Origin of the sequence: Enterobacter sp. C6, from assembly GCF_008122455.1 — a bacterium.
Lineage (GTDB): Bacteria > Pseudomonadota > Gammaproteobacteria > Enterobacterales > Enterobacteriaceae > Enterobacter > Enterobacter pseudoroggenkampii.
The window spans coordinates 1-15,847 of record NZ_QPFW01000241.1 but is presented as its reverse complement, the minus strand read 5'-3'; the positions used below and the strand labels follow the sequence as shown (position 1 = coordinate 15,847).

10 protein-coding genes and 1 pseudogene are annotated in these 15,847 nt (G+C 56.3%); 4 read left to right on the top strand and 7 right to left on the bottom strand.

What is annotated here, in order from left to right; translation table 11 throughout:
- Positions 1 to 90 precede the first annotated feature (90 nt).
- From wzc to DOU50_RS17890, 3 genes are read right to left on the bottom strand one after another with little or no spacing between them, the layout of a single operon-like run.
- Complete coding sequence (wzc, locus tag DOU50_RS17900; protein WP_024908108.1) at positions 91 to 2,253, bottom strand: tyrosine-protein kinase Wzc; 2,163 nt, start codon at positions 2,251 to 2,253, stop codon at positions 91 to 93.
- Positions 2,254 to 2,255: 2 nt separating this feature from the next.
- Positions 2,256 to 2,699 carry a low molecular weight protein-tyrosine-phosphatase Wzb gene (wzb, locus tag DOU50_RS17895; protein ID WP_023312405.1) on the bottom strand — a complete coding sequence of 148 codons (444 nt, stop codon included), beginning with the start codon at positions 2,697 to 2,699 and terminating at the stop codon, positions 2,256 to 2,258.
- A 6-nt stretch (positions 2,700 to 2,705) separates the two neighbouring features.
- Positions 2,706 to 3,845 (bottom strand): polysaccharide export protein, encoded by a 1,140-nt coding sequence (locus DOU50_RS17890; RefSeq protein WP_014170829.1) that lies wholly within the window; start codon positions 3,843 to 3,845, stop codon positions 2,706 to 2,708.
- 692 nt (positions 3,846 to 4,537) lie between these two features.
- On the opposite strand from DOU50_RS17890, the gene DOU50_RS17885 reads away from it, so the two are divergent.
- A complete protein-coding gene (locus DOU50_RS17885; RefSeq protein WP_048992952.1) occupies positions 4,538 to 6,121 on the top strand; it encodes a TerC family protein in 1,584 nt (527 codons plus the stop codon).
- A gap of 130 nt (positions 6,122 to 6,251) precedes the next feature.
- On the opposite strand, the gene asmA is transcribed toward DOU50_RS17885, so the two are convergent.
- The 3 genes from asmA to udk all read right to left on the bottom strand — a co-directional run bounded on the left by asmA (position 6,252) and on the right by udk (position 9,439).
- Complete coding sequence (gene asmA / locus DOU50_RS17880; protein ID WP_148769849.1) at positions 6,252 to 8,102, bottom strand: outer membrane assembly protein AsmA; 1,851 nt, start codon at positions 8,100 to 8,102, stop codon at positions 6,252 to 6,254.
- Positions 8,103 to 8,124: 22 nt separating this feature from the next.
- The gene (dcd, locus tag DOU50_RS17875; protein WP_023312408.1) at positions 8,125 to 8,706 is read right to left on the bottom strand and encodes a dCTP deaminase; all 582 of its coding nucleotides are present in this window, start codon (positions 8,704 to 8,706) and stop codon (positions 8,125 to 8,127) included.
- Between the two features lie 91 nt (positions 8,707 to 8,797).
- Complete coding sequence (gene udk / locus DOU50_RS17870) at positions 8,798 to 9,439, bottom strand: uridine kinase (protein WP_008500855.1); 642 nt, start codon at positions 9,437 to 9,439, stop codon at positions 8,798 to 8,800.
- A 343-nt stretch (positions 9,440 to 9,782) separates the two neighbouring features.
- Here udk and DOU50_RS17865 point away from each other — a divergent pair, with 343 nt between their 5' ends.
- The gene (locus DOU50_RS17865) at positions 9,783 to 13,112 is read left to right on the top strand and encodes a diguanylate cyclase (RefSeq protein ID WP_048992960.1); all 3,330 of its coding nucleotides are present in this window, start codon (positions 9,783 to 9,785) and stop codon (positions 13,110 to 13,112) included.
- Here DOU50_RS17865 and alkA read toward each other — a convergent pair.
- Positions 13,077 to 13,949, bottom strand: a complete 873-nt coding sequence (alkA, locus tag DOU50_RS17860; RefSeq protein WP_148769848.1) for a DNA-3-methyladenine glycosylase 2 — start codon at positions 13,947 to 13,949, stop codon at positions 13,077 to 13,079. The two genes, DOU50_RS17865 and alkA, sit on opposite strands and share 36 nt — an antisense overlap.
- Positions 13,950 to 14,079: 130 nt before the next feature.
- On the opposite strand from alkA, the gene yegD reads away from it, so the two are divergent.
- Together yegD and DOU50_RS17850 are read left to right on the top strand one after the other, a co-directional pair.
- Positions 14,080 to 15,432 (top strand): molecular chaperone, encoded by a 1,353-nt coding sequence (yegD, locus tag DOU50_RS17855; protein WP_148769847.1) that lies wholly within the window; start codon positions 14,080 to 14,082, stop codon positions 15,430 to 15,432.
- Positions 15,433 to 15,644: 212 nt separating this feature from the next.
- Positions 15,645 to 15,847 (top strand): annotated as a pseudogene (locus DOU50_RS17850) (multidrug transporter subunit MdtA); the annotation flags it as partial.

The following is a 15,847-nucleotide window of genomic DNA, read 5'->3' as shown; positions in this document are numbered from 1 at the left end:
TCATTACGTTCGTCCCCCAAATCCAGCACCGAACAGTCCCCTCTCCCCTTTGGGGAGAGGGTTAGGGTGAGGGGTGTGGGGTGTGTTTTTTTATTTACTGTCAGACTTATATTCGTACTCGTAATACCCGTAATCCTGGTACCCGGTCGCGCGGCGGAAGATGGAGTTCAGGATCACCCCTTTCACCTCAATGCCGTTCTGCTCGAAGCGGCTCAGGCTGGTTTCCACCTCTTTCAGGGTGTTCACCGCGTAACGCGCTACCATCAGCGTGGTACCCGCATGGCGGCCAACAACGGCCGCGTCGGTCACGGCCAGAATTGGCGGCGTATCGATCAGCACCAGGTCGTAGTTTTTGCTCGCCCACTCCACCAGCTCGGTGAAGCGTTCGCTCATCAGCAGCTCGGACGGGTTAGGCGGCACCTGACCGCGTGGGATCAGGTCAAATTTCGGCACCGTTGTTGGTTTCGCGCTCTGGCTAATGTCGCCTTTGCCGAGCAGGATTTCCGACAGACCGTTAACGTTGTTGGTGCCCAGCAGTTCGTGGGTATAGCCCTTGCGCATATCACAGTCGATCAGCAGCACGCGCTTGTTGGTCTGGCTGACCACCGCCGCCAGGTTGGCGCAGACGAAGGTTTTACCGATTGACGGGCTAACGCCGGTTAACATCAGGACGTTGTTTTTGGCCTGCATCATGGCGAAGTGCAGACTGGTACGCAGGCTACGGATCGCTTCGATAGCGAGGTCGGTCGGGTTACCCACCGCCAGCAGCTGGCTCTGTTTGTAACGCTTAACGCCCTTGATGGTTTTGACACTGTCACGGGATTTTTGCCACTCAGACAGCGGAATGCTGGCATAGACGTTGATACCGCTCTCTTCCAGCACCTGCGGGCTTTCGATACCGCGGTTGAACAGGGAACGCAACAGCACGCCCACGATAGAGAGCATCAGGCCGAGAATAATGCTGCCGAGAATGATCAGCGCTTTCTTCGGCTTCAGTACGCCAGGCTGGGTAATAGCCGGGTCGACGATGCGCACGTCACCCACGGTACTGGCTTCGGTGATTTTCAGCTCCTGCTGCTTGTTCAGCAGCTGCATGTAAACCTGCTGTCCGGACTCCACGTCGCGGGTCAGACGCACGATCTCCTGCTGCGTTTTCGGCATCGCGGTCACGCGGTCATTGAGCTTCGCTTTCTCTTCTTCCAGCGTACGGCGTTTCTCCAGCAGCGTGCGGTAGGCCGGGTGACGTTTGGTATAAAGCTTGGAAATCTCCGCCTCTTTGAAGGTCAGCTCGTTGAGCTGCGCATCAATGTTAACCATCGAATCGAGGACCGATTTCGCCTCCAGCGGCAGGTCAACGGAGTCTTTATCCTGACGGTAGGCGTTCAGCTTGTTCTCGGCATCATCCAGACGGCCGCGTACTTCCGGGAGCTGTTTCGCGAGGAAGGCCAGGCTTTTCGCCGCTTCCGCCGACTTACGCTCAACGTTCTGCTCAAGATAGTTGCGGGTAATGCTGTTCAGGATGTCGCGGATTTGATCCTTATCTTCACCGGTAAAGGTCATGCTCAGCACACCGGTGTCCTTACCGTTTTCGGTGACGGTCAGGTTGTTTTGCAGATTGTTGATCATCCCCAGCGTGGAGAATTTGGTGACGGTAAATTCACCGCCCTCCTGGGCGTTAATCGCGCTGACCATCATGCTGACGCCGTCTTTGGTCAGCATCTGCCCCACTTCACCGCGTGCGCTAAAGCCCGCGTCGCTGGTTAGCTGGTACTGTTTCGGACCAAGCACCGTCAGGGTAAACGTCTGATCGGCAGCCCCTTTCGGCAGCACGAAGTCAGTCACTTTCACCGTGTCGTTGCTTCGCCCCATCAGACGATCCCAGCCGGCACCAAAGACCGGGAAGGTATTTTTGGTGACGGAGATATCGAGCCCGAGGTCGTGAACCGTTTTACCCAGCACCAGACGTGACTGGATGAGCTGAATTTCGGCGTCGGATGCCGGCGGCTTGTTCGCCAGCGCGGAACCGATGTCCTGCACCAGCGAGTTGCCGGTATTCTGCTCGATCTGCACCAGCGCGTCGGCGCTGTAGATAGGGGTGGCGAAAAGCGTGTAGACGACGGCCGCCGCGGCAAATACGGCGGTAATGCCAAGCACCCACCACTTTGCCTCTACAACAGTGCCGACCAGGCGCCCAATATCAATTTCATCACTGCCCGAAATCGGGGCGGCAGAAGGTCTTGTTTTTTCTGTCATTGTTATCCCTGCTGAACTTTCAGTGCCTGCGCCCACTGTTGGGCAGACTGGTCAAGTAAGGTGTAAACCGCCTCAAAGGCCTCATGGCTTTTGCGATACGGATCGGGGATTTCACGTTCATTGTCCCAGTGACCAAACAGCATCACCTTGCCGCGCATCTCCGGAGCGATATCGCACAGCGCATGAATATGGCGTTTTTCCATCGTCAGGATCAGGTCATACTCCCGGCACATGCGGCCAGTGACCTGGCGGGCCACGTGGCCATCGAGAGAGAGGTGATGATCCCGCGCCACGCTCGTAGCGCGCTCATCGGCACCTTTACCGACTAGTGCACCCAGCCCTGCCGAATCAACGGTCAGTTCGGGCTGGTAGTGTTTCAACAACCGTTCAGCCGTGGGGGAACGGCAAATGTTCCCCACGCATACCACCAGAATTTTGTTAAACATCGCGGATTACCAGGTATGAATGTCGCGCGCCGTATCCGTCATGTAGCGAACGCCACTGATGGTTGGCAGCAACTGGTTGATCAGACGGTTCCAGCGGGCAACCGGCGCGGTGGTGACGTACACCACATCGTATGGCTGAAGACGGAACTCCGTCGCCATCACCAGAGAGGTCGCATCGGACATATCCAGCTGGTAGATGTTGGCAATCTTGCCTTTCGCACTGCCCTCACCTTTAAGCGGACGGATCACGAAGATACCGGTCGCGTTAGAGGTCGTCAGATCGATACCTTCAGCATTGCCCAGCGCTTCGGTCAGGGTCATACCGCTGAAGTCCATTTTGAGGGTGCTCTGTTTCTTCACTTCACCCATCACGAAGACTTTCAGATCGTCATTGCGTGGCACGTAGAGAATGTCGCCCGGATAGAGCAGACGGTTCTGGGTCAGATCGCCGTTTTGCATCAGCGCCTGCAGCGAGATGCGCTGCTCCTTCCCATTGTGGGTGAGCACCACGTTGCGCCAGTCGGCGCCGTCGGTTAACCCGCCCGCGGCGTTAATGGCATCCAGTACGGTCAGAGGAACGTTGGTGATGGCCTGCTGGCCGGATTTGTTCACCTGGCCTGAGATATAGGCTTTTTGCGAGCGGAATGCGGCGATATTAACGTCCACCTGCGGATCGGCGATGTACTGCGCTAAGCGGCCGGTAATATCACTACGGATCTCGGCAAGCGTTTTCCCTGCAACATGGACTTTACCAATGTAGGGATAGAACATGGTGCCATCTGACTGCACCCAGTTACCGGTGTCGCTTGAGCTGCGGTACTGGCCCGCTGGCGTGGTCAGTTCCGGGTGGTCCCAGACGGTCACGTTGATCACGTCACCCGGCCCCACGCGGTACTGGTAGGACGCAATTTCCTGGTCCAGCGACATATTCGGCTGGGCAACATTCGGACGTGGACGTAATTGTTCGACCAGACGAGGCGTAAGTGGATAAACATTCACCATTTTGTCGAGATCAAAATCGGCATCCTGTTGCTTGATCACATCCTTACCCATTGTTGACATATTGCTGCCGGGAAAGACCGTGCAACCACTCATCAAGGTCACAGACACCAATAATGGCATCAATTTCATTTTGGATTTCATCATTGATTATTTATCACTTTGGCAGAGTAATTACCCTGTGCAATTTAAATAAGCTCGAGTCGTATTGGGTTTCAGCATGCAGTTAATCAAATAGAAATATAACTGGCATCAGTCCTAAAAAAAGCTTATTCATCCATTGGCTATTGACAGAATAATCGGGGCTGATTCACACGCTTTCAGGCACGCTACCGCCCTTGGCTTTCAGTTACCAATCCACTGACTAAACAATGTGTTATGGATAGACACCCTCTTGAGCAAGGTCTTCTGGAAATATATCAGCCGCTTGAGAAACCAGACGGATAATGAATAACCATCCCTGAAGACCGAACATTAATAGCAACACCGAGATTTAACATTTGATGCTGGGAGAATTGTTGCAGCTAACCTAATAGCAGGCAAGGAGACAACTGTCCTAATATCAGTTTTTAAGATTAATATTAAGAGCAAATTTTTGACCTTTTAGGAATTTCTTTATATTGACAAAAAGAGACTAAAAACCATTATCTGCGATATATCCTAAAATGCTTTCTTTGTAATTAAATATACGTATTTCGCTTATTTACACCCTGTTGAGAATGCTCTCTTTTTTACCCCTCGTATTAAGAGAAATCTCAGCCCGGCATTGCAATTTCCCCCAGCTTTATCCATGATCGAAGTGTGACATTCGTCATATAACAGAAGGTATTACTATTACTATGGAATGGATTGCCGATCCCTCAATCTGGGCCGGGCTGGTTACGCTGGTCGTCATCGAGTTAGTGCTCGGGATTGATAATCTGGTCTTTATCGCCATCCTCGCTGAAAAACTGCCCCCTTCCCAGCGCGACCGCGCGCGCGTGACGGGTCTGCTGCTGGCGATGGTGATGCGGTTACTGCTGCTGGCCTCTATCTCCTGGCTGGTCACTCTCACTCAGCCACTGTTCTCCATTCACGGTCTGAGTTTTAGCGCCCGCGATCTCATCATGCTCTTCGGCGGGTTGTTCCTGCTGTTCAAAGCCACGGTAGAACTCAACGAGCGACTGGAAGGCAAAGACAGCGAGAACCCAACCCAGCGCCGCGGGGCGAAATTCTGGCCGGTGGTAGCGCAGATCGTGGTGCTGGATGCGGTCTTCTCCCTGGACTCGGTGATCACCGCCGTCGGGATGGTGGACCACCTTGCGGTGATGATGGCCGCGGTGATTATCGCCATCACCCTGATGGTGATGGCCAGCAAGGCGCTCACACGGTTTGTGAACAGTCACCCGACAATCGTCATTCTCTGTCTGAGCTTCCTGCTGATGATTGGCTTTAGCCTGGTGGCCGACGGTTTTGGCTTCCATATTCCGAAAGGCTACCTGTATGCCGCCATCGGGTTCTCCGTCATGATTGAAGCGCTTAACCAGCTGGCGATATTTAACCGCCGCCGCTTCCTGTCCGCGAATCAGACCCTGCGTCAGCGTACGGCCGACACGGTTATGCGCCTGTTAAGCGGTAAGAAAGAGGATGCGGAGCTGGACGCCGAATCCTCCGCCATGCTGGCCGACCACAGCGACGGGCTGATCTTTGATCCGCAGGAACGGCGGATGATCGAGCGGGTGCTCAATCTGAACCAGCGGACGGTCAGCAGCATCATGACCTCACGACATGACATTGAACATATCGACCTGACGGCACCCGAAGAGCACATTCGCGCCCTGCTGGATAAAAACCAGCACACCCGCGTGGTGGTGACCGGCGGTGAAGAGGAAGAGGAGCTGCTGGGCGTGGTGCACGTTATTGACCTGCTCCAGCAGCAGCTGCACGGCGAGCCGCTCAATCTGCGCGTGCTGGTACGCCAGCCGCTGGTCTTCCCGGAGGGGCTACCGCTGCTCTCCGCCCTTGAGCAATTCCGTAACGCGCGCACGCACTTTGCCTTTGTGGTGGATGAATTTGGTTCGGTGGAAGGGCTGGTCACGCTCAGCGACGTAATGGAAACCATCGCCGGTAATTTGCCTAACGAGGTGGATGAGATTGACGCCCGCCACGACATTCAGAAAAACGCAGACGGTTCGTGGACGGCTAACGGACATATGCCGCTGGAAGATCTGGTGCAATATGTCCCGCTGCCGCTGGACGAAAAGCGGGAATATCACACCATTGCCGGTCTGCTGATGGAGTATTTGCAGCGTATCCCGCAGCCGGGGGAAGAGGTTCAGGTGGGCGACTATCTGCTGAAAACCCTGCAGATTGAAAACCATCGCGTGCAGAAGGTTCAGCTCATTCCGCTGCGGGATGAGGAAGAACTGGATTTTGAGGTTTAGGTAAAACAAAACGGCAACTCGGTTGCCGTTTTAGTATTTGCTCCCTCTCCCGTGGGAGAGGGTCGGGGTGAGGGCATCAGGCCGCACTGGCCGCCGGATCAGACGAAGCCGCCACCCGGCACAACGGGCATCACAGCTTATCCAGCAGCTTCTTTACATCCTTGCCATCCTGTGAATCTTTATTACGTTCCGCCCAGCCGCTAAGCCGACGTTTCGCTTCATCCTGCAGATGCTTACGCAGGATCTGATCCACCTGCAGGCTGTAATTCAGAGCCTGCCATTTACCATATACGGTCAGCGGAACCGGCGTCTCTTTCAGGAAGTCGATGAGCTTGCTCTCACCCTGCCAGCCGGAAAGTACCCGCACGTTAAAGCGCGTGTCCGCCGTCTCTTTCACCAGATCCAGCTTACCGTCACCCGTCATTGATAACAGTGAAGAGGTGCCCTGCATTCCGTCGAGAGAAAGTTGTCCGTTGTCCAGCGTCAGGTCCGCGGTGAAGCTGTCGAGGCGCGTGGCGCTGTCATAGTTATCCTGCGCTTTCACATCGCTGCTGCGCTCAACCGCCTGCTGCACCAGCTGCTGGAAGTTAAGCCCTTCCATACGGGAGTTTTTCAGATCAAGATGCGCCTGCCCCTGCCACTCGCGGCGGAAAGCATCGGCATCAATTTTGGTGCCTGAGAAGTCACCCGCTAGCGTCAACTGCCCCGTCAGGGATATCGGGTAGTTAAACGCTTTCAGGATGGTGCCTATCTCAACGTTGTCGAGACGCGGCTGGAATTCGGCGCTGGCAACGTCTTTACGGACATCCAGCGTGCCGGGCAGCGAGAGGTTCCCTGCGCCCATCTTACCGCTCAGTTCGGAGATCACCAGCAAACCGTTATGGTTAAACATCTGGCTGCTCACGTCGGTAAAATCAATACCGCGCCAGCGCAGGCTATTGGCTTTCAGCAGAATATCCGCCGTGAATCCGCGCAGGGCGTTATAGTCAGGTTGATCAAGATTAGACGAGATAACCGGACGCGATACCGGTGCCTGGCTTTGCCCCGTCTGCGTGGCATCGCTGTCGGTGGCGCTGGCTGGCAGCGGCGGCAGCAGGTTTTCCAGATTGAGCTTGTCAAACTGCAGATTCAGCACCCACTTCGGCTTCTCTTCGAGAGTAACGCTCGCCTGCCCCTTCAGGCTACTGTCATTTGCCTGCAGGTTGAGATTATCCAGCTCCAGCTGCTTTTGTTCTTCGCGCCAGATGGCCTGCAGCGTTCCCTGCCCGGCGATCCCCTGGGTGGGAAGATCGGCCCCCGTCAACTGCCAGTCCAGCTGCTGAATGTCGGCGGTGAGCTGGTGCGGATAGTCTGAGGCATTGACGCTGGCATTCAGCGAGAGGGTCAAATCGCGCTGATCGCGATTCACGCGCCCGCTAAACGCCACCGACGCAAGATGGTGCGCATCCTGTTCCATCTGCAGGTTAATGTTGCGAACGGTCACCTGCTCCTGGTGCTCATGCTGGAAAACCAACACGCTATCGGCCACTTTCAGCTTGCCGATATCAAAGGACCAGCCTGTATCAGACGGCTCATCCGGCAGGGTATTTTCGCGCGGTGCAACCGGCGCATTTGCATCGCGCACGGCTTCGGATTGCGGGGTGAGCTGAATCACCGCGCCTTTCAGCATCACCTGTTTAACCTGCAGCTGATGGGAAATGAGCGGGAACAGCGCCACATCAAGGCGCATGTTGTCTGCGGACACCAGCGGCTGGGACGCCCCCGGTGCCGTAAGCGACATGCGGCCAGAGAGAATGCTGAGCTGCGGCCAGACGTGCCAGCGCAGCGGCCCGTCAAGCTTCAGTTGATAACCACTGCGTGCCTCGACCTGCCGCACCATGTAAGCGCGGAAATCGTTGGGGTTAACCAGCAGAACCAACGCCGAAAGGCCGGCCACCAGCACCACCAGCAAAATCATCAGCGTTGTCAGAACTCTTCTCATGGCATCCTCAATGGGCTAACGATCAGTCTTTATCAATACGGCTGGCAACCGCGCCCTGCTGGTCGCGATATTTTGCGTCCTGCCGACGGTTATAAGGACGATCTGCCGGGCCTGACAGCGGTTCAAAGCTCAACGCGCCGATCATCATCCCCGGGCGCAGCGCCAGCGGCAATTTACCGGCGTTGAAGAACTCCAGTACGATACGCCCCGACCAGCCTGGATCGATACGGTGCGCGGTCACGTGGACCATCAGTCCCAGTCGTGCCAGCGAAGAACGGCCATCAAGCCAGCCGACCAGGTCAGGAGGCAGGGTGACGGATTCAAACGTCACCGCCAGGGCCAGTTCACCTGGGTGCAGATAAAAGGCTTCGCCCTCGTCGATAACGATTTCGTCACTCATCACGCGATCGAGCGCGGCGCTGACTTCGTCCTTCGGCCCGCTAAGGTCAATGAACGGTGCGGTATGGCCGCTAAAGGTGCGGAATTTATTACCTAACCGTACATCAACGGTCACGCCATTGATACGCTCAACAGGTGGACGTGGGGTAATAGACAAACGGCCTTCATCCAGCCAGGCTTCTATATCGCGATCACAAAGACGCATGGCACTTTCTCCTTTCATGCATCGTACCCTGAAGCGGTAAGCGCTCAGGGTAAAACCAGGTTATCTCTGAACGGTACACAATTCACGCGGCTTATTCAAAAAACTGGCTGATTTTCGCTTTTAAGATATCAATAGCAATGCGGTTTTTACCCCCGCGCGGCACGATGATATCGGCGTATTGTTTGGATGGCTCAATAAACTGCAGGAACATCGGGCGGACCGTTTTCTGGTATTGCGCCATAACGGAGTCCATCGAACGCCCACGTTCATTCACGTCGCGCTTGATGCGGCGCATCAGGCAGATATCCAGCGGGGTATCAACGAAAATCGAGAAGTTCATGGATTCACGCAGGCGGGCGTCGGTCAGCAGCAGGATGCCTTCAAGGATAATGACCTTTTTCGGCTCAATGCGGATGGTTTCCTGAGTGCGGGTGTGTTCTACGTAGCTGTAAACGGGCAGCTCAATCGCCTGGCCGCTCTTAAGCGCTTCTAAATGCTGGAACAGCAGGCTGTGATCCATCGCATTGGGGTGGTCATAGTTGGTTTTGACGCGTTCTTCCATCGACAGATGGGATTGATCTTTGTAATAGCTGTCTTCGGGAATGACGCCGATATGCTCATCACCTACTTGTTCACGCAGTTCGCGATAAAGCGTACTGGCAATTAGACTTTTACCTGAAGCCGATGCGCCGGCGATGCCTATAATGACGCACTGATGAGACTTATCAGTCATAAATTTAGCGACCTGATTAACCTGGATGTTAAGGAAGGACGACGCCGGAGCGTCAAACGCGGCAATTATAGGGATTTCGCGGGCGTGATACCAGTCGAATGCACAGGTTCTGCGAGACTGGCCGAAAAGTGACGTTTTATTCCCTGAGTGAAATTTAAATGAACGTTTTTTCAGCGTTTAATCGTTTTTTTTAACGGAGTAAGTATTTAATAAGTCTATGGTGTCAAATTCTGAGCGGTCACCATATGAATTGTAAATTGTTTGTACTAGCATAAACCAAATTATCAAATTCACGCGTTCGGACATCTTCCCTGACGGCATGACGTCTCTGGATAAAGCGGTAATGAATAAACAATACCAGCGGGTTTTGGTTACCACCCCACATCCTCTAATACGACTTGTCTGTCTGGGCCTGGTCACCTTTATCTTTACCTTATTTTCGCTGGAGCTCACCCGCTTCGGTACCCTGCTGGCCCCGCTCTGGTTCCCCACCGCCATTATGATGGTGGCGTTTTACCGCCATGCGGGGAAAATGTGGCCGGGAATCGCCCTGGCCTGTTCGTTCGGCAATGTTCTGGCCTCGTGGATGCTGTTTTCATGGGGGTCGGTCAGCTTCATCTACCCTTCTATCAACGTCATTGAGGCCGCTATCGGCGCGCTGTTTCTGCGCAAATGGCTCCCGTGGTACAACCCGCTGCAGAATCTGAACGACTGGATCCGCGTGGCCATCGGCAGCGCGCTGGTTCCGCCGCTGGTGGGCGGTATTCTGGTGTCTCTGCTGGCACCCGGCCCTGAACCCCTGCGCAATTTCTTCGTCTGGGTGTTGTCAGAAGCCATTGGCGCGCTGGCGCTGGTGCCGCTGGGCCTGCTGTTTAAACCCCATTATCTGCTGCGCCATCGTGACCCGAGATTGCTGCTGGAAACGCTGACCACGCTGGCCGTAACGTTAGCCCTCAGTTGGGCAGCCATCACCTGGCTGCCGTGGCCTTTCACCTGCGTGATTGTTCTGCTGATGTGGAGCGCCGTGCGCCTGCCACGGATGGAAGCGTTCATGGTGTTTCTGGTCACCGTAATGGTTGTGTCGCTGATGATTGCCCGTAACCCTCTGGCGCTGACCACCCAGCACGCCGGGCCGATGCTGAACGCCCCCTGGCTGCCGTTCCTGATGCTGCTCCTGCCCGCTAACGTGATGACCATGGTGATGTACGCCTTCCGCGCCGAGCGCAAACACATCACCGAAAGCGAGGAGCGCTTCCGCAATGCGATGGAGTATTCGGCCATCGGTATGGCGCTGGTCAGCATTGAGGGCAAATGGCTTCAGGCTAACAAGGCGCTGTGCAATTTCCTCGGTTACAGCCAGACGGAGCTCCAGTCGCTGACCTTCCAGCAGCTCACCTGGCCGGAAGATCTGCACACCGACCTGGAACAGCTTGAACAGCTGGTCAATGGCGACATCAATACCTATACCCTCGAGAAGCGCTATTACACCCGCGACGGGGAAGTGGTCTGGGCGCTGCTGGCCGTCTCCGTCGTGCGTCATGCCGACGGCTCGCCGCTCTATTTTATCGCCCAGATTGAAGACATTAACGACCTGAAGCAGACCGAATGGGTCAATAAGCGCCTGATGGAGCGCATTACGCTTGCTAACGAAGCGGGCGGCATCGGCATCTGGGAGTGGGATCTGGAGCCAGACATTATCAGCTGGGACAAGCGGATGTTTGAGCTGTATGAAATCCCGCCGCACATCAAGCCCACCTGGCAGCTCTGGCATGACACGATGCTGCCGGAAGATCGCGCCCACGCAGAGAAGGTGCTGCGGGACTCTCTGATTTCCCGTCTGCCGTTTAAGCTGGAATTTCGCATCCGCGTGAAGGAAGGCGTGCGCCATATTCGCTCCCTGGCGAACCGGGTGCTTAATAAGCAGGGTGAGGTCGAACGGCTGCTCGGCATCAACATGGACATGACCGAGGTTAAGCAGCTCAACGAAGCCCTCTTCCAGGAAAAAGAGCGTCTGCACATCACCCTCGATTCCATCGGTGAAGCGGTACTGTGTACCGATATCAACATGAACGTCACCTTTATGAACCCGGTGGCCGAGAAAATGAGCGGCTGGCTGCAGACCGAGGCTATCGGCCAGCCGATCCTGAAGGTGTTGCACATCACCTTTGGTGAAAAAGGGCCGCTCATGGAGAATATTCACAGCGGCGATATGTCCCGTTCCGATATCGATCAGGACGTGGTGCTGAATTGCCGTACCGGTGGAAATTTCGATATTCATTACAGCATTACGCCGCTCAGCACGCTGGATGGGCAGAATATTGGCTCGGTTATCGTGATTCAGGACGTGACCGAGTCGCGCAAAATGCTGCGCCAGCTCAGCTATAGCGCCTCCCACGATGCCCTGACCCATCTGGCAAACCGGGTCAGCTTCGAAAATCACCTCAAACGCCTCCTGCAGACCGTTCGCGAAACGCGCCAGCGTCATGCCCTGGTCTTTATCGATCTCGATCGCTTCAAAGCCGTCAACGATACGGCAGGCCACGCGGCAGGCGATGCCCTGCTGCGGGAACTCTCTTCCCTGATGTTGACCATGCTCCGCTCCAGCGACGTGCTGGCGCGTCTGGGCGGGGACGAGTTCGGCTTACTGTTACCGGACTGCAATATTGAAAGCGCGCGCTATATTGCCGGTCGCCTGATCCACACGATCAATGACTATCACTTTATGTGGGAAGGCCGCCTGCACCGGATCGGCGCCAGCGCCGGCATCACGCTGATTGATGAAAATAACCATCAGGCGTCGGAGATCATGTCGCAGGCGGATATTGCCTGTTATGCCTCAAAAAACAGCGGGCGCGGCATGGTGACGGTTTACGAACCCCAGCAGGAGCGGGATCACCACACGCGCAGCATGATGTCGCTTGATGAACAGTGGCACATGATTAAAGACAATCACCTGATGATAATTGCCCGCAGCGTCGCCTCCCCGCGCATCCCGGAAAGCAGTAATTTCTGGCTGCTGTCGTTACGCCTGTGGACCAGTCAGGGCGAAGTCCAGGAAGAGCATGCTTTCCGCTCGGGCCTGGCGGAACCTGAGCTTTTGCACGCCCTCGACAGACGTATTTTTAGCGAGTTTTTCCGCACCTATGCCGCCCAGATCGCCAGTAAAGGCATGGGTGTGGCACTGCCGCTTTCTGAGGCCGGTTTAGCCAGCGTGACGCTGGTCGATGAGCTTCTAGACCTGCTGGATAAAAGCCCCATGCCGGGTCGTCTGCTACATCTGGTTATCTCTGCCGATGTGGTGTGCAGCCCGGATAAGAACCTGCAGCGGAGTCTGCAAAAGCTTCGCCAGGCGGGCTGCCGCGTGATCTTCAGCCAGGTGGGACGCGATATGAACGTCTTTACCCACCTGACCGCGAATATGGCCGACTATCTGATGCTGGACGCTGAGGTGGTAAGCAACGTGTATGGCAATCTGATGGATGAGATGATGGTGACCATTGTGCAGGGCCACGCCCAGCGTCTGGGAATGAAAACCATCGCGGGCCCCTGCAACCAGCCCATCATGATGGATACGCTCTCCGGCATCGGCATTGATTTTATCTTTGGTGACACCATCGCCGAGCCGCAGCCGCTGGATCTACTGCTCAACACCAGCTATTTCGCCATCAACTGACGGCGCCCAGCCGTCGGTGTACCAGATGTGCAGCAGCGCGTAAGAGCGCCACGGCTGCCAGCGCTCGGCATAACGACGAATTTGCGCGGGCGTCATCCCGGCAAAGCGTTGTTTAATCAGGTAATCATCCGGAAGAAATACATCTTTCGCCTGCCAGCCGCGCAGGGCCAGATAATTTGCCGTCCAGCGCCCTATACCCGGCCGCTGCTGTAGCGCCTTCATCCCCTCCTCTATGTTCGCGGGTGGGAAAAGCGGAAACGTCCCGTCGATGACCGACTGCGCCAGATGAATCAGCGACTCCGCACGCTTTACCGGCATACCTAAAGCTTTCAGCGCCAGAGGATCCGCTGCCGCCAGCGCCTGCGGCGTGGGGAAGCAGAGATAGCCCGGGCAATCGGCCACGGGTTCGCCGCATAACGCCACCACGCGCGACGCCAGCTTCGCCGCCATCGCCACGCTCACCAGCTGTCCGAGAATCGCCCGGACGCCCTGCTCGTACGCATCCATCGCTCCCGGCAAACGCAAGCCCGGCCGGGCAGCACCGAGATCGCCCAGCGTATCCGTGATGTGCTGCGGATTGCAGGCAAGATCGAACAGGCGTTCGATGCGTTCAAGGCACGTCTGCGCAACCGGAATTAACCCCGGGCTGAGGGTCACGGTCAGCGTGTGTGTTGCGATATCTGGCGTCACGCGAAATATCCCCTGATGTCCTTCGCAGGCAAAACTGCGCTCGTAGTAGTCGTGTGTGACGGTTTCAATGCCCGTTACCGCACGCGCGCCAAGAAAGCCAAACATCCACTGCCAGTCATAAGGGGGAAGCCAGGTGAGGGTATACATCGTTACTCCTTTTTTAGTGTTATCAGCATAAACGGAAAGACCCTGTATTGCCTTGCTTTCATATTCCTGTTGTCGCCATGCAGACATTTCGTTAAAGTCTCGCCCCTTCTCACCGGCATGGGGATTCATCGTGTTTATTGGATTTGACTACGGTACGGCAAACTGCTCGGTTGCGATTATGCAAAACGGGCAGCCACGGCTCCTGAAAATGGAAAAAGAGAGCACGCTGCTGCCGTCTATGCTCTGCGCACCGACGCGTGAAGCGGTGAGCGAATGGCTGTTTCGTCACCATCAGGTTCCGGCCACGGCGGCGGAGACCCAGGCGCTGCTGCGCCGGGCGGTCAGCTTTAACCGCGAGGAAGACATCGACGTTACGCCGTCCAGCGTGCAGTTCGGTCTCTCTTCGCTCGGGCATTACATTGAAGACCCGGAAGAGGTCTACTTCGTTAAGTCACCAAAATCCTTCCTCGGCGCCAACGGCCTGAAGCCGCAGCAGGTCGCGCTGTTCGAAGACCTGGTGTGCGCGATGATGCTGCATATTCGTCATCAGGCGCAGATGCAGGTCTCCGATGCGATTACCCAGGCGGTGATTGGCCGTCCGATCAACTTCCAGGGGCTGGGCGGCGACGAGGCCAACCAGCAGGCGCAGGGGATCCTTAAGCGTGCGGCGCACCGCGCGGGCTTCCGCGACGTGGTGTTCCAGTATGAGCCCGTTGCCGCGGGGCTGGACTTTGAAGCCACACTGACTGAAGAAAAACGCGTATTAGTCGTGGACATTGGCGGGGGCACGACGGACTGCTCCCTGCTGCTGATGGGCCCGCAGTGGCATAACCGTCGCGATCGTGAAAACAGCCTGCTCGGGCACAGCGGCTGCCGCGTAGGCGGTAACGATCTTGATATCGCGCTGGCATTCAAGAGCCTGATGCCGCTGCTCGGCATGGGCGGCCAAACGGAAAAAGGCATCGCCCTGCCGATCCTGCCGTGGTGGAACGCGATTGCCATCAACGACGTGCCTGCGCAAAGTGATTTTTACAGCACCGCCAACGGCCGCTTCCTGAACGATCTGGTGCGTGATGCGCAGGACGGTGAAAAAGTCGCCCTGCTCTATAAAGTGTGGCGCCAGCGTCTGAGCTACCGCGTGGTGCGTACCGCGGAAGAGAGCAAAATCGCCCTGTCCGATCGCGCTGAACATGCGGTCTCCCTGCCGTTTATCAGCGACGAACTGGCAACCGCCATTTCGCAGGACGGGCTGGAGGCGGCGCTCGCGCAGCCGCTGCAGCGCATTCTGGAACAGGTGCAGCTGGCGCTGGAAAACGGCAAAGAGAAGCCGGACGTTATCTACCTGACCGGGGGTAGCGCCCGTTCGCCGCTGATTAAAAAAGCGCTGGCGGAACAGCTGCCGGGTATTCCGATTGCGGGTGGAGATGACTTTGGCTCCGTTACCGCAGGGCTGGCACGCTGGGCGCAGGTGATGTTTAGCTAGCGTTGTTGCGGTGCGGTCTGGTGCCCTCACCCCGGCCCTCTCCCACAGGGAGAGGGAGAAAACACCCAAAACGGCAACGGATGTTGCCGTTTTGCGTTTACCTCCATTCAGACCATTCCTGACAGTCTTCCATATTTCCTCCATTTTTCCGCTGTGTTGCCTGACTAAACTAGTATCATTCCCCGAAGTCTTCAGGATGAGAACGTATAACGATGAAAGGCAGTAATAAATCCCGCTGGGCAATCGCCGCTGGCATCATTGTGGTGGTCCTTGCCGCCGCCTGGTACTGGCACAGTCAATCCGCGAATTCCGCCGCACCCGCTGGTGCCACCAGCCAGGCTCAGCGCCCAACAGGCGGAGGGCGCCACGGCATGCGCGGCGGCGCGCTGGCGCCGGTCCAGGCGGCGACGGCGGT